This window comes from Sellimonas caecigallum, assembly GCF_019754295.1.
Lineage (GTDB): Bacteria > Bacillota > Clostridia > Lachnospirales > Lachnospiraceae > Sellimonas > Sellimonas caecigallum.
On record NZ_VIRV01000008.1, the window covers coordinates 1 to 23,736 of the forward strand.

Below are 23,736 nucleotides of genomic sequence, written 5' to 3' on the forward strand. Positions count from 1 at the left end.
TGTGAGAGAAACGGAGGGAAAGCCAATGAAGAAAAAACTTGTGGCAAGGGTGCTGGCCTCAGCGCTTACAGCTGTATTGGCAGTGACAACGCTGTCAGGCTGTACGTTTGGTTTCGCCAGTGACCCGGATGATCCAAATGAGGTGGAAGAGGAGATTCCGATTGATACTTCTATTGATACATTTGAGTATGATTCCAGTTTGGAAGGAACAAATATTTCTGTTTTGAATTCCAAAGCAGAGATCCAGACGGCCCTGGAGGAGATGGCCAAGATATTTGAGGAAAAGGCAGGGGTACATGTGGAAATCATGCCGGTGTCAGACGGGGATTCTCCTTATACGAAGGTAGTCAGCCTGTACAATTCCGGAACACCGCCGACATTATCGATTTTGGATACAACAGATGTCATCGCTCTGGCCGAAGAAAAAGCGGCAGATTTGTCGAACGAAGCGTGGACAGCGGAAGCGGAAGGTTACCTAACCGAGGTAAATGGACACGTGTACAGTTTCCCGCTCTGTATTGAAGGAAGAGGAATCATCTATAATAAGTCAGCTATCGAGAAGACACTGGGAGAAGAATTTGACCCTTCAGAAATCAAAACACAGGATGATTTTGTGGAGGTGCTTGAGAAGCTGAAGAAGGCCGGAATGGAGAGACCGATTTCTCTTGCAAAGGAAGACTGGTCACTTGGAGCGCACCAGTTACAGTATGTGTACGAAACGTATGACGGAACATCTGCCGGTGCTCAGGAAGTGATCGAGATGATCAAAGACGGCGATCTGGATCTTAAGAGCTACAGCAGAATGAGCGATTTCCTGAACATGTTTGATATTCTCAAAAAATACAATGTGGCACAAAAAGACCCTCTCGGGGCGGATTACGATGAGATGGCCATCGATCTGGCAGATGGAAAAACTGCGTTTTGGCTAAACGGAAACTGGGCATGGCCGAACCTTGAGGAAGCCGGAGCAGAGACAGACGATGAATATGGCTTCCTTCCGTATTTTATGAATAACGATCCAAGTGATTTTGCAAACCAGCAGATCCAGGGATCTCCGTCCAAGCAGGTTATGCTGGATGGCCAGGTGGCTTCCGAGAAAGAGCAGGCAGCGGCAAAAGAGTTTCTGAACTGGATCGTATACAGTGAAATCGGACAGCAGATGCTTGTGTATACATGTAATCTGATCCCGCCGTTCCAGAATAACCCATACGAACCGACGGACCCGCTCAGCAGAAATATTTATGAGAAGGTACAAAGCGGAGAGGCATTCAACGCATCAGCGATCGTTCCGAATGACCACTGGTCAGTGCTCGGCGCTGCAATGCAGAAATATCTGGCGGGCCGCAGTGACAGAGATGAACTGATCGAGTCTATCGAAGACTACTGGGCAGAACAGGAATAGGAAAGAAGGGGTAAAATATGAAATCAAGAAACAAAGGGAAAGATTTCTGTATGTTCGGACTGCCGGGAATGTTCTGTTTTTTCGCGGTCGTGATCGTACCGTTTATTTACGGAGTATACCTGACATTTACCGACTGGGATGGGGTTTCCAAAGTAAAAAATTTTATCTGGTTTGAGAACTTTAAAGGCGTGATAAAGAATTCTGGACATCACTGCTCCTTACTTTCAAATATGTGATCGTGGTAGTGATTCTTGTAAACGTGATCGCATTTGTGATCGCATATTTACTCACAAGAGGAATAAAAGGACAGAATTTCTTCCGGGCAGGATTTTTCACACCAAACCTGATCGGAGGTATCGTACTGGGGTATATCTGGCAGTTCGTGTTCTCCAGAGTATTTGTAAGCATCGGGGAGAGTACCGGGTGGGAAATGTTTGAGGCGTCCTGGCTTTCCGATCCGAACCTGGCGTTTGCAGCCCTGGTCCTTGTGAGCGTATGGCAGCTTTCCGGTTATATGATCCTGATTTATGTGGCAGGATTCATGGGGCTGAGTGAGGATGTAATGGAAGCGGCCAGCATCGACGGAGCGTCGGGATGGGTAAAGATGAAGAGCATTGTCCTTCCGCTTATGATGTCGTCCATCACAATCTGCCTGTTCCTCACATTGTCAAAAGCATTCATGGTTTACGATGTCAACCTTTCATTGACATCAGGAGGACCTTACGGGACAACAGAGATGGCCGCTATGCACGTGTATGAAAAGGCATTTACATCGAGACAGTTTGGCGTAGGACAGGCGGAAGCGTTGATTCTGTTTATTGTAGTAGCATGTATCAGCGGAATTCAGGTATACCTGACAAAGAAACAGGAGGTGGAAGCATAATGAAACAGACGACAATCGGAGGAACAAAGAGAAAAGCGGCAAATGCCCTGGCAATGATCGGCCTGATCATTATATTCATCGCATACATGTTTCCTTTCATCATGGTCGTGATAAACTCTCTCAAACAGAAGAGGGATATTATCAAAAGCCCGTTCTCCTGGCTGTTTACGATCAAAGGGTTGTCCTTTGACAATTTTGTAAAAGCATTTACACAGATGGATTTCCTGAATGCTTTCAAAAACTCTCTGATCGTAACGGTTACTGCGACCGTACTTGTGACGCTTCTGGCGTCAATGCTGGCATATTACATCGTGCGGAACAACAATATCGTTTCCAAGATCACATTTGCGCTGATGGTTGCATCCATGATCATTCCGTTCCAGGCAATCATGATTCCTCTGGTAAGCATCTACGGCGGTACTTTGAACATACTGAACCACAGACTGACGTTGATATTCATGCACACCGGATTTTCCATGGCCATGTCGGTATTCATGTTCCACGGATTCATCAAGGGGAATGTGCCGATTGCGTTGGAGGAAGCAGCTTACATTGATGGATGCACCCATTCACAGACATTTTTCAAGATCGTGCTTCCGCTTTTGAAGCCGATCATTTCAACGATGGTAATCCTCAATTCACTGGCGTTTTGGAATGATTACCTCCTTCCGTCACTTGTGCTGACAGATAAAAAGCTTCTGACTTTGCCGCTTTCTACATATAGTTTCTATGGTACATATTCTGCAGATTACGGAACGATCATGGCAGGACTGCTGTTATGTGTTCTCCCGATTCTCATTTTGTATATCGTCCTTCAGAAACAGATCATCGGCGGTGTTGTTGCAGGTGCAGTGAAATAGAGAAAGAAATGGTAAGAGGGTATAGCTGTGCGTACCCTCTTTTGCCTCATCACAGACAAATATAATGGAGAAATGACAGATATGAAAAAAGACAGAATACATTTAAAAGCACCGGGAAACTGGATCAATGATCCCAACGGTTTTATCTATTATAAAGGATTGTACCACCTTTTCTACCAGTATTTTCCGTATGCCCCGAAGTGGGGAACGATGCATTGGGGGCATGCAGTGAGCCCTGATCTGGTAAACTGGGAACACTGCGGGGTTGCACTGTTCCCTACTCGATACGAAGATCAAAATGGCTGTTTTTCAGGAAGTGCGGTTGAGCATGACGGCAAGATGTATCTTTATTACACCGGAGTACACTATGACGTTGTAAACCCAGAGAATATACACAAAAATCCGAATGACAGATATGAATCCACTCAGCTGATGATTTGTTCGGAAGACGGATTTTCCTTCGACAATTTCAACGGGAAGAGGGTTATTATTCCGCCTTTTTCAGACCGTGAACAGGCGGATCGCACGCACACGCGAGATCCCAAAGTGTGGAGAGGGAAGGATGCCTGGTATATGGTACTGGGAAGCAGGACGAAGGATGACAGAGGGCAGCTTCTCTTTTACAGAAGTATGGATCTGATAGAGTGGAAGCCGGTAAGCCGCGTGACAAAGGAGACGACACTTGGATGGATGTGGGAATGCCCGGATCTGTTCCGGACTGAAGGCGGAGATGTGTTAATGCTTTCTCCTATGGGAGTAGTGAATGATGGGAAAAGGGAGGCAAATCATGCGGTCTGTCTTCCGATAGAATTTGATGAGCACAGCTGTTCTGTACAGTTTTCAGAGAATTTTCAGTTTGTGGATTATGGACTTGATCTGTATGCACCGCAGAGTACTGTTGATAAAGACGGGCGCCGTGTGATGGTAGGATGGATGCGGATGCCGGAAGCTGTGGAGGGCAGATGGCGAGGAATGTTTTGTATCCCACGCGTTGTGGAGAGAAAAGGAGAACACATTTATTTTCGGGTTCATCCAAATGTGGAGAAGGCTTATCAAAAGCAGATCGCTTCTCCGACGGAAGCCGGAAAAGCAGGGTACAGGTTGAGCCTGGATCTTGAAGAAGGGGAAATGATCGATATTGGAGGATATAAGATCTGGAGAAAAGGAAAACGTATCATCACAGACCGGACAGCGGTGTTTGCCGCACATGATAGCTGGCGGATGCAGGCCGAGACTCCTGAGATCAGAGAAGGAGACCATTTAGACATCTATGTAGATCAGAATCTGATCGAGATTTATGTAAATAACGGAGAATACGTATTGAGCAGCGTCGTATATGGATTGAGCACAGAAATAAAAGGGAAACCATCGGGCGAATGGTGTCTGTATGCGGCAGAAAGCAACAAGTGATTCTTGGAGGAAATTATGAGAAAAGATGAGATATTTCAGAGACGGCTGGGACGGCACCATGATGAATTGAGATGGCTTTACATGGAGCTGTATGAAAACGGGGATATGTTTGCAGAACTGTGCGATAATCTGTATCAGTTTTACTGCAAACGGAATGCACGGCTAAGAAAAAGAGATATGCAAAGAGAAAAAAATCCCGACTGGTTCAAGAAAAATGACATGCTGGGAATGATGCTTTACATCGATAACTTTGCCGGAGATTTGAATGGGGTAAAAGACAAACTTTCTTACCTGGAATCATGCAATGTGAACTGTATCCACCTGATGCCTTTCCTGGATTCTCCAAAAGGTCGTTCCGACGGAGGATATGCGGTGGCGGATTTTCGGAAAGTGAAACCGGATCTTGGGACGATGCAGGATCTTGCATCCCTGGCGGATGCGTGCCATGAGAAAGGTATGAATGTATGTATGGATTTTGTCATGAACCATACGTCGGAAGAACATGAATGGGCTGTGCGCGCGAGAAGAGGGGAAAGCGAGTACATGAGCCGATATTTCTTTTATGACAGTGATGAGATACCAAGGAGATACGAGGAGACAGTGCCGCAGGTATTCCCGGCTACAGCGCCCGGGAATTTTACATGGCTTCCCGATGCGGGACATTATGTAATGACTACTTTCTACCCGTATCAGTGGGACTTGAACTACAGAAATCCACGGGTATTCAATGAGATGATGTACAACTTCCTTTTCCTGGCAAATCAGGGGATAGATATCATCCGTATCGACGCAGTTCCCTACATATGGAAAGAGCTGGGAACCCAGTGCAGGAATCTTCCGAAGGTCCACACGATCGTGCGGATGATGCGCATGATCAGCGAGATCGTATGTCCGAGCGTACTGCTTCTGGGAGAAGTCGTGATGGAACCGGAGAAAGTAGCTCCGTATTTCGGGACAGTGGAGAAACCGGAGTGCCATATGCTTTACAATGTGACGACAATGGCGACGATATGGAATACCGTCGCAACCAAGGACGTGCGCCTTCTCAGGAAACAGATGGATATGGTATATACACTGCCGCGGGAATATACATTCCTGAATTATCTCAGATGTCATGACGACATAGGATGGGGATTGGATTTTTCTTCACTCAAAGAGTGGAAAATGGAAGAAATCCCGCACAAGCGATTTCTGAATGACTATTTTACCGGAAAGATTGAGGGAAGTGTGAGCAGGGGCGAACTGTACAATGATGATCCGGTAACATGTGATGCCAGATTTTGCGGGACAACCGCATCTATGTGCGGAATTGAGAGTGCCGGATTTGAGAAGGATAAAGAAAAACTTGACGATGCTATCGCCCTGGATCTCATGCTCCACGCATATATTTTTTGCCAGTCCGGGATCCCTATGCTGTACAGCGGAGATGAGATCGGACAGATAAATGACTATAGCTACAAAGAAGACCCGGACAAGGCGGGAGATTCCCGCTACATTCACCGCGGAAAATTTCTGTGGGAATTTGCAAAAAAGCGCAGAGATGAAACGGTTATGCAGGGGAAAGTCTTCCAGGGGCTGAACCGCCTGGAAAAAATCCGAAAGGCGGAGAATGTGTTTGGATCCTCGGCGGAGGTCTACACATACGATGTCCACAATGACGCCGTACTTTGTATCATGCGCAGAACAGAAAAAGATGTGTTTTTCGGAATATTTAACTTTGGCAGCAGGGACGAGACTGCGTGGATGAAAGAAGAGGGAACGTTTGTAGATCTTCTGACAGGAAGGAAGATGACTGTGGAAAATATCACAGTTCCAAAGCACGGATTCTACTGGTTAAGATCAGACAGGTAATCAGGAACGAGCACAGCAAAACTAGATTCAGAAAAAACTCCTTGTATGAAAGTACAAATTGATTTATCATATTTATATCTGAGAATATAGAAAACCAGAAAGGAGAGTATTATGAAAAAGTTGTGTTCAATCCTGCTCGTCATGGCTATGACAGCATCCATGCTGATGGGATGCGGCGGAAAAGGCCAGGACAGCGACAAAGAAGGAAAAAAAGAGACGACAAAACAGGAACAGAAGGCAGACCCGGTGGAGGTAAATGTCATGGCACTGAAAGGGCCGACAGCCATGGGAATGGTCAAATTCATGAATGATTCCGACGAAGGAACATTGGAGGATGACAATACGTATCAATTCCAGATCGCGGCATCGGCAGACGAAGTCACACCGAAGCTTGTGCAGGGAGAGGCAGATATCGCGGCTGTCCCGGCGAACCTGGCATCTGTTCTCTACAATAACACAAAGGGAAAAGTACAGGTGCTTGCAATCAACACCCTCGGTGTACTCTACATAGTGGAAAGTGGCGATACCGTTCAGTCTGCGGCAGATCTGAAAGGAAAGACCATCTATGCAAGCGGCAAAGGCTCCACACCGGAATATGCTCTTTCCTACATTTTAAGCTCTAATGGGATCGATCCGGCATCAGATGTGAAGATCGAATGGAAGAGTGAACATTCTGAGTGCGTGGCTGCTTTGGCAAATGATCCAAATGGCATCGCCATGCTTCCGGAACCTTTCGTTACGACAGCGCAGACAAAGAACCCAAACATTCGCGTGGCTCTGGATCTCACGGAAGAGTGGGATAAGATTCAGGAGGGAAAAGAGGAAAAAAGCGCGCTGCTCACGGGTGTTGTCGTTGCCAGGACAGATTTCGTAAAGGAGAATCCGGAGGCGGTAGAGAGCTTTTTGGATAACTATGAAGAATCTGTGGAATATGTAAATGAAAATACGCAAGAGGCGGCAAAGCTCGTTGGAAAATACGGGATCGTGACAGAAGAAGTCGCAAAGACAGCGCTTCCGAAATGCAATATCACATTTGTTGATGGAGATGATATGAAAGAGCAGCTTTCAGGATACCTTGCTGTTCTTTCCGAACAAAATCCAAAATCCATAGGAGGAGCACTGCCGAAAGATGACTTCTATTACAGCAGATAGAGAGAAAAAACGAAAAATCAGAATATGGGCTGTAGTGGTCTGGCTGCTGATATGGCAGGCAGTCAGTATGTGGATTGGACAGGAGATACTGCTTGTATCTCCTGTTGCTGTATTGCTGAGACTTTTGGAACTGATCCGGACGAAACTGTTCTGGCAGTCTATCGGATTTTCCGTTATGAGGATCGTCGGAGGATTCCTTCTGGCAATGCTTCTATCTGTCATAGGTGCCGGACTTTCCTCCAGATTTCGGAAGGTTCAGGAATTTCTCGCACCGGCAGTTCTGGCAGTCAAGGCAGTCCCGGTGGCATCATTTGTCATTCTTGTGCTCATCTGGGTTTCATCGGAAAATCTGTCTGTTGTCATTTCATTTTTGATGGTGTTTCCGATCCTGTACACGAATGTATTGGACGGCATCAAGAGTATGGACGCGAAACTTCTGGAGATGGCGGAAGTATTTGACATCCCGGAAAGTGTCAGGATACGGTATATCTATGTGCAGCAGGTACTGCCTTTTTTCCGTACCGGGTGTTCGGTAGGGCTTGGGCTTTGTTGGAAAGCGGGAATCGCAGCAGAAGTCATCGGCATACCGGACGGATCCATCGGGGAACAGCTTTACGAAGCAAAAGTTTACTTGAATACACCCGACCTTTTTGCGTGGACAGTTGTGATCATCGTCATTAGTCTCGTGTTTGAAAGGCTGTTTCTATGGATAGTAGACAGGCTGGTATATCGGATGGAAAGGATGGAATAGCATGAAGAATGCCATTGAGATCGTAAATCTGACAAAATCCTACGGAGACAACACAGTTTTTTCCGGTCTTACACTGTCTATCCCGAAAGGGAAGACGACGTGCATTATGGCGCCGTCCGGAACAGGGAAGACAACACTTCTTAGAATACTGATGGGTTTGGAGGAGTGTGACAGCGGCAGTGTGACAGGGCTTCAGGATATGAAAAAAAGCGCTGTGTTCCAGGAAGACAGACTCTGTGAGAATCTCAGTGCGTCTGCAAATATACGGCTTGTAAGACGCAAAAGCGTCCACAGGCAGGAGAAAAAGGAACGGGAGGAAGTACGCAAAGCTATGGAGGCTGCGGGACTTTCCGGATGTGAAAATCAGCCGGTGCGGGAGCTTTCCGGAGGCATGAGAAGAAGGGTTGCCCTCCTTCGGGCGCTGTATGCAGAGTGGGATGTGCTTTTTTTGGACGAGCCCTTTAAGGGGCTTGATAAAGAAATGAAAGAGAAGATCATGGAATACACGAAAAAATCCTGTGAAGGAAAGACTGTGCTGTTTGTGACGCATGAGGAGGAGGAAGCACTCAGGATGGGAGAAATCTATCGGTTGGGAGAAAGCCAGTAAAGGAGGAAAAGGATGGTCTATCTGGAAGAATTTACTTTTCCTGATATTGAGCAGGAATACACGTTTTTGATGCAGCTGAAACGAACTTGTTACAATACCGTCTATCCCTTTCAGATCCTGTCAAGCCATCAGCTCAGGTATCTGGAATTTGAACCGGTCACGATCCTTTACGGGGGAAACGGATCCGGGAAATCCACAGCACTCAACGTCATGGCTGAGAAGATTGGGCTGAAGAGGGACACACTCTATAACCGTTCCAGTTTTTTTGAAGACTATACTGCCATGTGTGACTGCGAGATCCGCTCCGACATACCCGCAGACAGCCGCATCATCACAAGCGACGATGTGTTTGATTACATGCTGCATTTACGAGAGATGAACATGGGGATCGATCGAAAAAGGGAAGCGCTTTTTGACGAATACCTGAATGCAAAGTACTCCCATTTTCAGATGCGCTCACTGGAAGATTATGAGCAGCTCAAAAAAGTAAATATGGCAAGGAGCAAGACCCAGTCTCGCTATGTACGGGAAAATCTGATGGAGAACATAAGAGAACAGTCAAACGGGGAGAGCGCTTTTTTCTACTTTACGGAAAAAATAAAGGATGATGGGCTTTATCTTCTCGACGAGCCGGAAAACAGTCTTGCGCCAAAGCGACAGCAGGAGCTGGCAGAATTTCTACAGAATTCGGCGAGGTTTTTCGGCTGCCAGTTTGTCATCGCGACTCACTCGCCGTTTCTCCTGGCTATCCGAGGAGCTCGGATCTATGATCTGGATGAAAATTCAGTGGATGTCAAAAGATGGACGGAGCTTCCCAATGTGCGATCCTACTTCGAGTTTTTTGAAAAGTATAAAGATGAATTTACAAGCAGCAGGCAGTGACTTGTCTGCTTTTGTCTGGTATAATAAATAAGGTTATGCCGGGATGACATGACAGAAAACAGCAGAAAAAGAAGGGGGAATACAAAATGGATATGGAGTATGTAAAAGAACAGCTCAAAAATCTTCTCGCCATCGACAGCCCATCCGGGTATACGAAGGAGGCTACGGATTATCTTCTGAAAGAGTTTGAAAAACTTGGATTTCATGCTTACCGTACAGTGAAGGGCGGAGTCATCGCCGAGATTGGCGGAGAAGATGAAAACAATGCAGTTTTCCTGGAAGCGCATGTGGATACGCTTGGAGCTATGGTCACTCAGATCAAAGGAAACGGATGTCTTCAGATCTGCCCGGTAGGTGGGATCGACGCCAACAGCGCAGAAGGAGAGACGGTAAGAATACGGACACGGTCCGGCAAAATGTTTGACGGAACATGTCAGCTTTGCAACGCCTCTGTGCATGTAAACGGAAAATATGCGGACACACCGCGGAAGTATGATGTGATGGAAGTGGTAGTGGATGAGAAAGTATTTACGAAAGAGGAGACGGAGGCGCTTGGTATCGCAGTAGGAGATTTCGTTTGTTTCGAACCGAGAACAGTCATTACCGAGAGCGGATATATCAAGAGTCGGTTTTTGGATGACAAGTTAAGTGCTGCGATACTCCTTGGATATGCAAAGCATATCAGGGAAGACAACGTCGTGCCGGAGAGAAAAATTTACATGCATATGACCGTCTATGAAGAAGTAGGACATGGCGGTTCCGCATCCATTCCGGAAGGCGTGACAGAAGTACTTTCCGTGGATATGGGGTGTGTCGGGGAAGGACTTGCCTGCAGAGAACATCAGGTATCCATCTGTGCAAAAGACAGCAAAGGGCCGTACAACTATGAAGTGGTGTCCAACCTGATCGAAGCGGCAAAACGAGCCGGTGCGGATTATGCGGTAGACGTATATCCACACTACGGGTCTGATGCTGAGGCGGCGCTCACGGCAGGATATGATGTCCGCCATGGGCTGATAGGAGCAGGAGTCTATGCTTCCCACGGATATGAAAGAAGCCATGTGGACGGGGCAAAGAACACACTTCTTCTTTTAAAAGAATATTTGGGATAGGATAAAGCAGTACCGGCATATAAAGGACAGACAGAATCGGCTCCTTTGTATACCGGTACTTTTGTAATTCATGGGAGATTCGTGTAACCTTTTTGGAAGAAAAACGTTTTCTGTATAGATACAGACACTCAGAGGAAAATGCCGAAGATGTCCGATGAGATATCAACGGAGAAGGGAAGGGGAGGCGTTATGAAAAAAGATGAGCTTGAAGAAATCTACAGGCTTTACTACAAAGACATATATCTGTACGCGCTTTCGCTTGCCCGGAACAGGCAGGACGCGGAAGAACTGGCAAGCGATGCGTTTTACAAAGCGCTCCTTTCGTTGGAAACGAAAAGCGGAAGCGTGAAATATTGGCTATTTTCTGTTTGCCGCAATCTTTTTCTTGACCAGATGAGAAGGAGGAAGAGACATCCTTGCGAGGAACTATCGGATAAACAGACAGATGATCTTGAAGATACATTGGCACATCTGATCCGAGAGGAAGAGGCGAGAAAAATATATTCCTGCATCCAGAAACTGCCGGATGCATACCGGGAGATGATCTTCATGTTTTACTTTGAAGAAATGAGCATCGCACAGATTGCCCGGCTTACCGGAAAAGGGACAGCATCTGTAAAGACAGGACTTTTTCGGGCGAGAAAGAAACTGAAAGAGTGGATGGAGGCAGAAGAGTGAAAGGAGGTATACCATGAATTACGAAGAATTGTTGAAAAAATACAGACAGGGACAGACGACGGAAGAAGCGACGAGAAGGATCGAAGAGGATATCGAGAAATTTGAGGCCATCAGTGTCTATCTGGAGGAAACACTTGAGGAGGAGCGGACAGGACTGGAAATTGAGGAAGCCGATGCGAAAGATATCCGTCGGATCAAAGGGAAAGTGAACCGAAAAGTCTTTTGCTATTCTTTTTCGGGGGCGGCAGTCCTGATCGCAATCATACTTTTGATCAACTTGATATGCAGCCAGATTTTCTACAATCCAAACAAAGGAATCCGGGAGATTTATGGCGGGGACGGACAACTGATGCTTGACCTCTCTGTCTACACCGAGATGCACAATCCGGGATATATTGTAAATCAAGCGTACGCAGAGCCGGACTGGTTCGGAAAATATGGACTTTCTGTTACATGGGGGCGACTCTTTACAGGGGAGGAAGAAAAGGCCTATATCAATCTGGTGCGGGGCAAGGTCAAAGAAAGCGGAAACGTGGAAAGGTCTTTCAAAGGAACATCGATATATCATGCCATTGGGACGAAGCTTGGGATGGTAATATATGAAGGTAAAGACGACACGTCCATGGATCTGGCAAAAGCCGAGCTTCAAAATCAGCAAGAGCATATTGCAGCGCTTCCGGAATCTGCTTACCTGGCGGTCAATATTACATTTCCAGAGGCAAAGACGGTGGAAGAAATGCTGAAATTTGCGGATCAATATCAGGATGTATCGATCATCTATAACTATGTTGAATCAAAAACAGGAGCACTTCAGATGAATGGATTCGGATTTGAACGTGCCGGGATCATACCGGATCAGACAGAAGAGATAAATCAGAAATACCCGTATCTTTGGACGTTGGGGGAGGATATGGATTCCGGCGATCGGGCAGAGAAATGGACGCTTCACTATGAGTCCATGCTGAAGTACCTGAGTGAGCGGGGCGAATTTATCGATATGATGACAGATGCAGTTTCCGGATGGTCATCTGTCGACTACAAAGAGGAGCTGGAGACAGTAAAAAAAGAAGGGATACATATCGTAGGTATGCAGATCCACGGAAAGAGGCAGGATATACTGGATATTATCGCTTCTGGGGAGATTGACGGTATGGACATACTGGACGTCAAAGTGTCGGAGTATTCCAGATAGCAGCGCGGCAGACCTCTTTCAAAAGAAAATTCTTAAAAAAATGTGAAGGTGCGTTTTTGAAGAAAAATTCATGCTAAAATATACTTGTGAAAAAAGTGCGGCGAAGTGGGATCTCGTCTGCACATGGAAAGAAAAAAAGTATAAGATACATAAGGGGAGGCTGATAGCATGGGACGCATTAAAGATCACAAGAAAAATAATCCCAATCAGATGACAGACTGGCTCGATATAGAGTGGCTCGATGAAGAAGAGCTGGACGAGCAAGATCCAGAATACCATCTCGATACCGAAGATTTTGAGGAGGATGACTGGGATACCGGAGACGGCTGGGAGGATCCGGAAGAAGAAAAGGCAGTGAAAACAAGAGAGCCCAAACAGACATCGCAAAGAAAGACAGAGCGAAGACCAGAAGACAAAAGAAAATCACAGGGGAGAAAGCAGACCGGATCTTCCAGGAGCAGAGCAGCAGGGAAACGGGCAGATTCCGGAAAAAAGAAAAGACCTCCGCAAAAGAATACAGGAGATGAAAAAAAGACAAAAGAAAAGAACCGTTCTTCTGCAGTAAAACCTGTAAAGACAGCGACAAAAGTCGCTGGTACAGCGGGGAGAACAGCGGGAAAAGCGGCAGGAAAAATCGTTTCCATCATTTTGAAATGCGGAAGTTTTGCCGCTATGGTTGTCATTGTTCTCAAAATGTTCCAGGATTTCTGGGCCCAGAGAAATGTGTTGGGAGAACTATGGAGAGTGGCAGCAGATCGAAACTATGCGGAAGCGCTTTATCTTGGTATTGCAGGCGTGCTTTTGCTCTACGGAATCATCTCCGCGCTCTGGATCTTGACAGGGAGAAAAGCAGCAGACGGTGGAAGGATACAAAGCTATGACACGGGAAGAGGACTTACATCATTCATCGTGATCGCAATACTTGCAGCTGTATCTGGGATGGTGCAGCCGATCGTGCCGGAAAGCCCTCAGATGCTGGCCGGAGCGAGCCTAGCCCTTCAAGTAATAGACGGGATGAAAACGATTCTGCTGGGATGCTGTGCAGCAGGGATCGTATTATGTGTCATTCGCAAATTTATCAGGCGATAGATAATAGAAAAAGGGATACCGCCCTGTGTCCGTGCGAAGAACGGCAGGGCGGTATATTACTATTTTGAGGCCGTACAGTGTATAACACAATCCAGTCTATTGCAGTATAGTACCGTTCGGGGAAATGATTTTTACCTGGCATGGGATATCTTTTCCGGATGCTGCGACTGCATTTCGGACAGCGCGCTCGATTCCGCCGCAGCATGGGACCTGCATTCTTGCCACGAGGATGCTTCGGATGTCGTTCTGACTCAGGATAGCAGTCAGCTTTTCTGTATAGTCGATGGAGTCCAGTTTTGGACAGCCGATGAGAGTAACATGGCCTCGTATGAAATCATGATGGAAATTTCCGTAGGCATAGGCTGTGCAGTCCGCTGCGATCAAAAGATCGGCATTTTGAAAATAAGGTGCTGAAAGCGGTGCAAGTTTGATCTGTACCGGCCATTGGGTAAGCTGGCTGTCCAGTGAAAAATTTTGCGCCGAAGGATTTGAAGTTCCGGTGGTTTTTGCGGCCTGAGCGGCTTTTACGGCTGCTTCATCATAAGCCGGCGCTTCCCTTTCTTCAAAGGAGATGGCCCCCGTCGGGCAGGCAGGGAGACAGTCTCCAAGACCATCGCAGTAGTGTTCGCGCACAAGTTTTGCTTTTCCGTTTACCATATCAATAGCGCCTTCATGGCAAGCCTGGGCACAGAGCCCGCAGCCATTGCAGAGCGCTTCGTTAATTTTGATGATTTTTCGTATCATAGTCTTATTCCTTCCCTTCCAAAATGTTTTCAGAAATACGCTTGACTTACATGTATAAGAATAGTACACTCAGGAAAAAGAATCGGTTGTAATTACAACGGAGGTAGGAATGGAGAGAAAAAAATGGGTTCGGAATTGCCCGCTTTTTCGGGGAATCCCGGAGGAAGAAATGGAGATATTGCTGAAACGAATAAAGGCCTGCACCCGGATTTATCAAAAAGACGAGATCCTTCTGAATGTGGGGGATACAGTTCGCTCTTTCGGAATCGTGGCATCCGGGGAACTTTTTGTCATGAAGGAAGAGTATAGCGGGAGCACAGCCATGGTGGCACAGATTCTGTCTGGAGAATTGTTTGCGGAGGCATTTGCGGCGGGCGAAGCCTGCGCGACGGTCACGGTAATGGCGGCAGACAAGACAGAAGTTCTGTGGATTGATTACAGAGCGATGACGGAGACCTGTCCAGACAGCCCGGCACATAAGATCCTCATGAAAAATATGATGCAGATACTCGCGCGGAAAAATCTTTTTCTGACTGGGCGCATCTCCCACCTGTCCAGACGGACACTTCGGGAGAAAGTCCTTTCTTACTTGTCGGAACAGGCTTTAAAAGAAGGAAAAAAGAGTTTTGAGATTCCATTTGACAGACAGGGACTTGCTGATTATCTGGCGGCAGACAGGAGTGCGCTGTCAGCGGTGCTTGGAAAGCTGAAAAAAGAAGGTGTCTTGTCTTTCCGGAAAAATCAATTTGAGCTGCTGAAAGAAGAAGAACAGATAAAAATCTGATAAGATTTTCATAGAGAAATTTGAAAAGTCATGGTATGATATAAATTCAGGGCTAAAAGAAAGATATGATACAAGAAGGGATGTGATGGATATGACTGGAGGTTCCAAAAAAAGAAGAGAGACGGAAGTATATGAGAACTACTGGAAGTTTACAGCGGCATATACGAATCTGCTCGGAACGAAATTTCATAATTGCCTTTCTGTGACGGTCATGTTCATCGACAGCCACAAAAAGGAAATCCAAGAAAGTGCCGGAAAGAAAGATGGTAAGACGGAGGAGCTTTACCGCAGACTTCAGGAAAGAATCGTGAAAATGTGTGATTTTAAGGGAAAGGACGGCTCCTTGTCGGCCAGGAAAGCCATCAACCAGTTTGTGAAGATCGGTTTTATCAATCCATATATGGACGGGTATCATCCGCTTGTAAAAGAGTTCTTGCGGACGGAGGACAAAGAACGAAAGAGAGTTCTTTTTTCAAAGATTTTTTATGAGGCGTCCTCCCTTGCCTCCGATGTGACTGTGGATAAAAGAGAGCTGAAACACATGGCGTTTCTGCTGAAGACGCTGGATCTTTCCGGACCGCTGGATAAAGAAGACATCAAGGGACTGATGGTAACAGATATCCGGAATTTTGCGAAAGGATACCTTACGAGAAGCGAACTTAACAGTCAGATCCGCTATGCCGATTCCTGCGGTTTCCCGGATAGAAAATATAATCAGATCTCCCATCTGATCTCCCACCTGAAGCTTTTTGTGGATCTCTCCTACGACAGAGAAAATGAGACATTCCGTTTCGTAGATGATCCAGGGATCGCAGATGGCAGGGAGAGAGAAAACAAAAAGAGAGATGGAGTGCGCCATCGTATTTTTAAGGAGGAATTGAAGCAGGAATCGGAGCGCATCTATGGGAAACCGGTTTGCTACCTGGAAAAGATCCAGTATAAGACGCTGATCGCCTCCCACATCAAACCACTCCAGACCTGTCTGGATGAAGGGCGGGAAGATGAAGCCTATGATGTGGACAATGGAATTTTGATCAATCAGATTGCAGATTCGTACTTTGATAAGCAGGAAATCTCTTTTACCGACGACGGGGAGATTTTATTTGGAGATCGGGTGGAAGAAGCAGTAAGAGAACGGCTTGGAAGATACCGGCTGGACAGCGCAGTGATGAACGATAAAAGAAAACAGTATATGCGTTATCACAGAGCTTTGTTTTACAAAAAACAGGGCATCGATCCGGTCTCATCGGAATGTAAAGAGGAAAAGCCTCTAAAGCGTCCGACATATGTGGATCTGTTCTGCGGGGCAGGAGGACTGTCCTGCGGATTTGACAAGGCGGGATTTGAGAATCTTCTGGCCGTTGAGATGCATCCTAAGTATGCAAGGACATACCGGGAGAATTTCCCGGAGCATCCGCTCATCGTGGACGACATCAAAAACATCCCCAATGAGAAACTTAGCGCGGTCATAAAAGAGCGGGAAGTAGACGTTGTTATCGGAGGACCGCCTTGTCAGGGATTTTCCAAGGCCGGAAATATCGGCCGGACTTTTCTGGAGGATGAGAGAAATTATCTTTTTCTGGAGTTTGTGCGGGTCGTAAAACACTTAAAGCCAAAGATGTTTGTGATGGAAAACGTGGCTGCGATGGAAGTGCACAGGAAGGGCAAGACGATGGAGGATATACTGGAAGCATTCCGTGACGCAGGGTATATCGTACCGTGGCATGAAGTGCTGAACAGCGCCTGCTACGGCGTCCCGCAGGTGCGTCGCCGGATGGTCATGGTAGGATACCGAAAAGATCTGGTTGTAAATTTCTCCTATCCGGAGAAAGACAGCCGTATCCGAACGATTAAAGAAGCTATCGGCGATCTGCCGCCTTTGAAAAGCGGAGAGAAAAGCACGATCCCGAATCATGAGGCTATGAACCATTCCGTACAGATGCTGGAAAAGATGAGTTACGTAAAAGACGGAGGAGACCGGACGGATATCCCGGAACAATTGCGGCCAAAATCCGGGGATATCCGAAAATATATCCGCTATGACAGCCAAAAACCGTCGGTGTGCGTGACAGGGGATATGCGAAAAATCTTTCACTATTGCCAGAACAGGGCGCTCACTCCACGGGAGCTGGCAAGAATACAGACATTCCCGGACGATTTTATTTTTTATGGGACATCGATACAGATACAGCAGCAGATCGGAAATGCAGTTCCGCCGGAGCTGGCATACCGGATTGCCGTGCAGATAAGGGAGGCACTTCGAAATGTCTAAATATCCGAAAGTAAATTATATCGGGAATAAAGAAAAGCTTGTGGACTGGATTCTCCAGGAAATGCCGGTAAAGACAGGGAGTGTTATGGATCTGTTTGCGGGCGGGTGTTCGGTGTCTTATGCGCTGAAAAAAGAAGGATATGATGTGATTTCCAACGACATTTTGTACGCGGATTTCGTTCTTTGCAAAGCGCTGATCGAGAATATGGAAGGACAGATTTCAGCATCTGTGTTTGATATAGAGATTTCTCGGGGAATCATTGAAAAAGAGAAAGACAGGCTTTCTTTTCTTGCAGGGAGACTGTATTTTCCCGAGGAGATCGAAGAGCTGGCACGCCTCAAAGCTATCTCGGAAGAACTGGGAGGATATGAGCGGTATCTCTATCTGGCTCTTCTGCGCAGAGCTATGATCCGGAAGCTTCCATATTCACGGATGAATGTTCCATGGGATCAGATCCGGATCCTCAGAGATGAGGAATACAGCTACCGAAAATACGGGAGAAGGCGGGCATACCATAACCAGACTTTCGAAAGTCACATGAGAGAGAATTTGTCATCTTACAGCCAGGCAGTCTTCCGGGGGCGTGGAAATTGTATTGCCAGAAGGGAAGATGCTGCGGATCTTGTAAAAGAGCCGGGACGCTTGGATGTTGTGTATATTGACCCGCCATATCCTTCCACCATGAATAATTATGATGCGTTCTATGGTTTGTTCGACGAAATGTTTGGAAAGAAAAAGGAACATGCTGACTTTACCAAAAAACAGACGTTTCTTTTTCGACTGGAGGAGCTTGTAAAAGAACTGCGGGGAAAGACCGGATATATCCTTTTAAGCCAGAACAGTCGGGTTCGCCCGGTTCCGGATGAGATGGAAAAGATGCTTTCAAAATACGGGCGTGTGACACGGAAAGAACGGCCGCACAACTATCAGGTAACAGGGAAAATTAACAAAAAAGGAAGCAATGAACTTCTTTTTTTAGTAGAACTGTAAATTGCTTGCAATTTTCACACAAATACGATAGACTAATGCTATAGAGTGTTAAAGAGCTGAAGTGCAAACTTTAGCGGAAGGAGTTAGAGCAATGAGATATGAAAATTTGAATGAAAAAATGCTTGATATGAAGGACGAAATTTTCGCATCCATCAAAGAAAGCATAGCGATCGAAAGTGTGAAAGGAGAGCCAGAGGCGGACGCACCTTATGGAAGAGGTCCGAAAGAGGCGCTGGATCATGCGCTTGCGCTGGGAGAAAAGCTGGGCTTTCGGACAGGAAATCTGGACAACAAAGTAGGCTGGATCGAGTACGGCGAAGGCGAAGAGATGGCAGCAGTGCTGGGCCATCTGGATGTTGTCCCGATCGGAGAAGGATGGAACTATCCTCCTCTCGCCTGTGAAGTACATGATGGAGTGATGTACGGACGGGGAATTCTTGATGACAAAGGACCTGTGATCGGTGCCATCTATGCGCTGAAAGCAATCCGGGATCTTGGACTTCCGATTGACCGCAGACTTCGCGTTATTTTCGGCACAGACGAGGAAAATGGATCTTCCTGTGTGCAGCATTACATTGAAGCGGGCGGAGAAAAACCGACGATCGGGTTTACGCCAGATGCAGAGTATCCGGTCATTTTTTGTGAAAAAGGCCAGTCATTCTGGGAAGTGACAAAGAAGATAGAGAATCCGTCCAAAGTGAAAATACTGTCCATCGATGGAGGTACAGCGAAGAATGTAGTAACGCCGAAGTGCACTCTTGTAGCGGAAGGAGAGATTGACGTCAAGGAAGCGGAAGGCATTACTGTGACAAAGGCGGACGGAAAGACAGTGGTCGTAGCGGAAGGAAAAGGGGCTCACGGAAGTACACCGCATCTTGGAATCAACGCTGCAAAGAAACTGTTTGAGGCAGTCAAAGATTCCGGTATTGACGGAGATGTAGGGCAGATGATGGCATTCATCCTGGAAAAAATCGGAGCAGAGACAAATGGAAAGTCTCTGGGAATCTGTTACAATGACGAGGAGACAGGGGAAACGACAGTCAACCTGGGAGTTGTGAAAGTGACGGAAGAAGAGATCTTCTTTACACTTGATATCCGGTATCCGAAGAGTGGAAACAGAGAAGAACTGATCGCGAATGTAAAAAAACACGCGGAAGAATACGGTCTGAACGCGAATGTCGAGGCGGAAGGAAAACTCCTCTATGTTCCTAAAGATTCTGAACTTGTACAAAAACTGACGGGAGTCTACAGAGCACAGACCGGAGCGGATGATGAGCCGATCGCTATCGGAGGCGGTACATATGCAAAAGCGTTTGACAATATGGTAGCTTTCGGACCGATCTTCCCGGGAGATCCGGATGTGATCCATCAGCCGAACGAATGTGCAGACGTGGATAAATTAATGAAATCATTCCAGATCGTTGCCGCTGCAATGTATGAGATCGCTCAGAAATAGAAAACTTTAATAAAAAGTCTGACAAATTTGGTATATCAGAAAAGGCCTTCGCATGAAATGTGCAAAGGTCTTTTTATAACAAGGAGGTTTTAGTTTGAGACTGATTTTCAAGTATCTGAAAAGATATAAACTTCTTTTTTGCCTGAATGTGCTGTCTGTATTTGGTTTTGCGCTGGTGGAACTGGGAATTCCAACCATTGTATCAGATATGATCGACAAAGGGGTAGTAAATCAGGACAAAACGTATTTGATAAGAATGGGGGGACTGATCGTGCTGATCTCCGTGATCGGTGTGGCCGGCACGATCCTTTTAGGTTACTGCTGTGCCAGGATATCTACCAATGTCGCACACGATATCAGACAGGATGTATTCCGGAAAGTGCAGACACTGTCTCACAGCGAGATGAATGAGATTGGTGTGGCATCCCTGATCACAAGAACAAACAACGATGCCTTCCAGATCATGATGTTTATGAACGTGATCCTGAGGACTGCGGTCCTCACCCCGGTCATGATTTCAGTAAGTTTCATACTGATAATGATGACATCGCTGAAACTGTCAATGATTATTCTTGCTACCGTCCCGCTGATCATCATCGGGGTGGTTATCGTAGGGAAAATTTCCTCACCTATCAGTGAGAGACAGCAGGGATCACTGGATTCCATCAACCGGATTTTCAGGGAGAACCTCACAGGAATCCGGGTTATCCGATCCTTTAACAATGACAGCTATGAGTCGGAGCGGTTTGACAACGAGAACGTAAATTTTATGGTGCAGTCTAAGCGGCTGTTTAAACTGATGTCCTCCACAGAGCCGATCTTCTTTCTGCTTATGAATGTGGCGGTCATTGGAATCTACCTTGTCGCAAGTTTTATGATCGATGACGGTGCACTGCCGGTGGGGAAACTGGTAGCCTTTATGGATTATATGTTCCACGCAATGTTTTCCGTTCTCCTGTTCTGCCTTGTATTTATGATGTATCCGAGAGCAAATGTATCTGCAAAGCGGATCATGCGAGTTCTAAATACTGAACCGGGAATACAGAACCATCCGAAAGAGGGAGCAGAGGAAAAGGAGAAAAGCGTTGTGTTTGACAATGTGACTTTCGTCTATCCGGACGGAGAGGAGGCTGTGCTCCAGAATGTATCTTTTGAGGCACACGCCGGACAGACTGTGGCTTTTATCGGAAGTACAGGATCAGGAAAAAGCACGCTGATCAAGCTGATCCCGCGATTTTACGATGTGACATCGGGGAAGGTGCTTGTAAACGGTGTCGATGTACGGGAGATGGACATGTATGCACTGAGGGATAAAATTGGGTATGTATCCCAGAAGGCAAACCTGTTCAGCGGGACCATCGCGGACAATATCAGATTTGGGAAAAAAGAAGCGACAGACGATGAAGTCATCCATGCGGCAAAGGTGGCACAGGCGTACGACTTTATCATGGAAAAGCCGAACGGCTTTGAAGAGAAGATCGCGGAAGGAGCAGGTAACGTGTCAGGCGGACAAAAGCAGCGGCTTTCCATCGCTAGAGCGCTGGTGCGCAAACCGGAGATCTATATCTATGACGATTCCTTTTCGGCGCTTGATTTCCGGACAGACGCCCGTCTCAGGGGAGAACTGAAAAAAGAGATGACAGATGAGATCGTCCTGATCGTGGCGCAGAGAGTTTCCACTATCATGGATGCAGATCAGATCATTGTTCTCAATGAAGGCAAAATTGCAGGGAAGGGAACGCACAGGGAGCTCCTTGAAAACTGCAAGATATATTATGAGATCGCCGCCTCTCAGTTAAGTGAGGAGGAACTGGCCTATGAATAGAAAAGTAAGCTGGAAAGTATGTATAAAAGGAGTACTGGCTTTCGCAAAGCCATACAGGACAAAATTTTTTGTGGCGTTTTTTATGGTCATTTTGTCCACGGCTATCTATACAATGAATCCAACGGTCGAAGGGATGGTCACAACACAGCTTGCAGATGACGCAGCAAAGATCATGGAGGGGATACCGGGCGCTCATGTGGATTTCCAGAGAGTGTTCCTGATACTGACGCTTTTGATCACTTGTTTCATTGTAAGGGCACTGGCTCTTCTTATTTCGGCGTTTTTCCTGACAAATGCCATCCAGCATATGATGCATGATATCCGGGGAGCACTTCAGAAAAAGATCCAGAAGCTTCCAGTGCGATTTTTTGACGATCATGCATTTGGGGATGTCCTGAGCTGTGTGACAAATGACGTGGATACGCTGAGCAATGCATTGCAGCAGACACTTACCAAAGTGATTACCGGAGTACTGACATTCATCCTTGTCATTATCATGATGTTCCGGATCAACTGGATCATGACACTCCTTGCACTTGTCATCATCCCTCTGACAGCGCTTATCACAAAACTGTTTGTCGGACGCTCGCAGAAACTTTTTGACAGACAGCAGACGACTGTCGGGGAACTGAACGGAACCATCACGGAGCTGTACGGGGGCTTCAATGAGATCATCGTGTACAATAAACAGGAGGATACGATACAGAAATTCGAGGATGTCAACAGGAGGATGAGAGATTCTGCGTTTCAGGCACAGTTCGTGTCTTCTTTGATCTCGCCTTGTGTGTCATTTATCACTTATGTGACGATCGGAGCTTCAGCTGTTGTAGGCTGCATTCTCGTCATTCAGGGAACGATCAAAATTGGGGATCTCCAGGCGTTCATCCGTTATATCTGGCAGATCAATGACCCGCTGTCACAGGTATCTCAGTTATCCGCCCAGGTACAGTCGGCTTTTGCGGCACTTGGTCGTATCTTTACGATGCTGAATGAAGAAGAGGAAGACCAAGGCGGCGAAAAACATGTGGCGAAAGACCGGATGAAAGGGACAGTGACCTTCGACCATGTGCAATTTGGCTATGGAAAAGACCTTCTGATGAAAGATGTCAATATGGATGTCAAGAGCGGACAGATGGTGGCTATTGTAGGTCCGACAGGGGCAGGAAAATCGACGCTTATGAATCTGCTGCTTCGCTTCTATGACGTAAAAGGGGGATCCATCAAGGTTGACGGTGTAGATATCCGTGATATGCCAAGGGAAGAACTACGCTCCATGTTCTCACTTGTGCTCCAGGATACGTGGCTTTTTAAAGGATCGATTTACGAAAATATCCGGTACGGAAGACTGGATGCTCGCAAAGACGAAGTGATAGGGGCCGCAAAGATGGCCAACGTCCATCATTTTATACGGACGCTCTCACATGGGTATGATTCCTTGATAAACGAGGAAGCAAACAATATTTCCCAGGGCGAAAAGCAGCTCCTTACGATAGCGAGAGCGATCCTGAAAGACCCGCAGATTCTTATTCTCGATGAGGCCACTTCTTCTGTGGATACTCGTCTTGAGAAAATGCTCCAGGAGGCGATGCAGCGAGTTATGGAAGGCAGAACGTCCTTTGTCATCGCACACCGCCTGTCCACGATCCGGGATGCGGATCTTATCCTTGTTCTAAAAGACGGTGATATCGTGGAACAGGGAACACATGAAGAGCTGCTGGAAAAGAAGGGAATGTACGAGAAGCTGTACCATTCTCAGTTCGCCGGTCAGAATTTTGATGAAATGGACTAGATAAGC

19 protein-coding genes and 1 pseudogene are annotated in these 23,736 nt (G+C 46.6%); 19 read left to right on the forward strand and 1 reads right to left on the reverse strand.

What is annotated here, in order from left to right:
• Window positions 1-25: 25 nt before the first annotated feature.
• From FLB61_RS06805 to FLB61_RS06865, 13 genes and pseudogenes are all read left to right on the forward strand, one after another.
• Window positions 26-1,402, forward strand: a complete 1,377-nt coding sequence (locus FLB61_RS06805) for an ABC transporter substrate-binding protein (protein WP_221919741.1) — start codon at window positions 26-28, stop codon at window positions 1,400-1,402.
• Between the two features lie 17 nt (window positions 1,403-1,419).
• A pseudogene (locus FLB61_RS06810) lies at window positions 1,420-2,285 on the forward strand (carbohydrate ABC transporter permease).
• Window positions 2,285-3,145 carry a carbohydrate ABC transporter permease gene (locus FLB61_RS06815; protein ID WP_087201480.1) on the forward strand — a complete coding sequence of 287 codons (861 nt, stop codon included), beginning with the start codon at window positions 2,285-2,287 and terminating at the stop codon, window positions 3,143-3,145. The pseudogene FLB61_RS06810 and the gene FLB61_RS06815 overlap by 1 nt, the downstream one beginning before the upstream one ends.
• Before the next feature lie 81 nt (window positions 3,146-3,226).
• Window positions 3,227-4,555 carry a glycoside hydrolase family 32 protein gene (locus tag FLB61_RS06820; protein ID WP_221919742.1) on the forward strand — a complete coding sequence of 443 codons (1,329 nt, stop codon included), beginning with the start codon at window positions 3,227-3,229 and terminating at the stop codon, window positions 4,553-4,555.
• Window positions 4,556-4,570: 15 nt separating this feature from the next.
• Entirely contained in the window at window positions 4,571-6,406 is a 1,836-nt protein-coding gene (locus tag FLB61_RS06825) for an amylosucrase (protein ID WP_221919743.1), read from the forward strand.
• Window positions 6,407-6,517: 111 nt separating this feature from the next.
• A complete protein-coding gene (locus tag FLB61_RS06830) occupies window positions 6,518-7,558 on the forward strand; it encodes an ABC transporter substrate-binding protein (protein ID WP_087201484.1) in 1,041 nt (346 codons plus the stop codon).
• Window positions 7,536-8,309 (forward strand): ABC transporter permease, encoded by a 774-nt coding sequence (locus FLB61_RS06835; protein ID WP_221919744.1) that lies wholly within the window; start codon window positions 7,536-7,538, stop codon window positions 8,307-8,309. Before FLB61_RS06830 ends, FLB61_RS06835 begins: the two co-directional genes overlap by 23 nt.
• Before the next feature lies 1 nt (window position 8,310).
• Window positions 8,311-8,916, forward strand: a complete 606-nt coding sequence (locus FLB61_RS06840) for an ATP-binding cassette domain-containing protein (protein ID WP_221919745.1) — start codon at window positions 8,311-8,313, stop codon at window positions 8,914-8,916.
• A gap of 12 nt (window positions 8,917-8,928) precedes the next feature.
• The gene (locus tag FLB61_RS06845; protein WP_221919746.1) at window positions 8,929-9,798 is read left to right on the forward strand and encodes an AAA family ATPase; all 870 of its coding nucleotides are present in this window, start codon (window positions 8,929-8,931) and stop codon (window positions 9,796-9,798) included.
• An 86-nt stretch (window positions 9,799-9,884) separates the two neighbouring features.
• Entirely contained in the window at window positions 9,885-10,910 is a 1,026-nt protein-coding gene (locus FLB61_RS06850) for a M42 family metallopeptidase (RefSeq protein WP_087201493.1), read from the forward strand.
• 189 nt (window positions 10,911-11,099) lie between these two features.
• On the forward strand, window positions 11,100-11,588 hold the full coding sequence (locus FLB61_RS06855; protein ID WP_158095398.1) for an RNA polymerase sigma factor: 489 nt from the start codon (window positions 11,100-11,102) through the stop codon (window positions 11,586-11,588).
• Between the two features lie 13 nt (window positions 11,589-11,601).
• Window positions 11,602-12,780, forward strand: a complete 1,179-nt coding sequence (locus FLB61_RS06860; protein WP_221919747.1) for an anti sigma factor C-terminal domain-containing protein — start codon at window positions 11,602-11,604, stop codon at window positions 12,778-12,780.
• Between the two features lie 168 nt (window positions 12,781-12,948).
• On the forward strand, window positions 12,949-13,869 hold the full coding sequence (locus tag FLB61_RS06865; protein WP_221919748.1) for a hypothetical protein: 921 nt from the start codon (window positions 12,949-12,951) through the stop codon (window positions 13,867-13,869).
• A 96-nt stretch (window positions 13,870-13,965) separates the two neighbouring features.
• On the opposite strand, the gene FLB61_RS06870 is transcribed toward FLB61_RS06865, so the two are convergent.
• Entirely contained in the window at window positions 13,966-14,613 is a 648-nt protein-coding gene (locus tag FLB61_RS06870; RefSeq protein ID WP_221919749.1) for an ATP-binding protein, read from the reverse strand.
• Between the two features lie 109 nt (window positions 14,614-14,722).
• Between FLB61_RS06870 and FLB61_RS06875 the strand changes: the two genes are divergently transcribed.
• The 6 genes from FLB61_RS06875 (at window position 14,723) to FLB61_RS06900 (ending at window position 23,730) form a co-directional block, all read left to right on the forward strand.
• Window positions 14,723-15,397 (forward strand): Crp/Fnr family transcriptional regulator, encoded by a 675-nt coding sequence (locus tag FLB61_RS06875; RefSeq protein WP_221919750.1) that lies wholly within the window; start codon window positions 14,723-14,725, stop codon window positions 15,395-15,397.
• A gap of 85 nt (window positions 15,398-15,482) precedes the next feature.
• On the forward strand, window positions 15,483-17,669 hold the full coding sequence (gene dcm / locus FLB61_RS06880; RefSeq protein ID WP_221919751.1) for a DNA cytosine methyltransferase: 2,187 nt from the start codon (window positions 15,483-15,485) through the stop codon (window positions 17,667-17,669).
• Complete coding sequence (locus tag FLB61_RS06885; RefSeq protein WP_087201505.1) at window positions 17,662-18,660, forward strand: DNA adenine methylase; 999 nt, start codon at window positions 17,662-17,664, stop codon at window positions 18,658-18,660. The genes dcm and FLB61_RS06885 overlap by 8 nt, the downstream gene beginning before the upstream one ends.
• A 91-nt stretch (window positions 18,661-18,751) precedes the next feature.
• Window positions 18,752-20,116 carry a dipeptidase PepV gene (pepV, locus tag FLB61_RS06890; protein ID WP_087209847.1) on the forward strand — a complete coding sequence of 455 codons (1,365 nt, stop codon included), beginning with the start codon at window positions 18,752-18,754 and terminating at the stop codon, window positions 20,114-20,116.
• A gap of 94 nt (window positions 20,117-20,210) precedes the next feature.
• Window positions 20,211-21,941 carry an ABC transporter ATP-binding protein gene (locus FLB61_RS06895; RefSeq protein WP_087201509.1) on the forward strand — a complete coding sequence of 577 codons (1,731 nt, stop codon included), beginning with the start codon at window positions 20,211-20,213 and terminating at the stop codon, window positions 21,939-21,941.
• Window positions 21,934-23,730, forward strand: coding sequence for an ABC transporter ATP-binding protein (locus FLB61_RS06900; RefSeq protein ID WP_221919752.1), 1,797 nt, complete (start codon window positions 21,934-21,936; stop codon window positions 23,728-23,730). Before FLB61_RS06895 ends, FLB61_RS06900 begins: the two co-directional genes overlap by 8 nt.
• The last annotated feature ends 6 nt before the right edge of the window (window positions 23,731-23,736 follow it).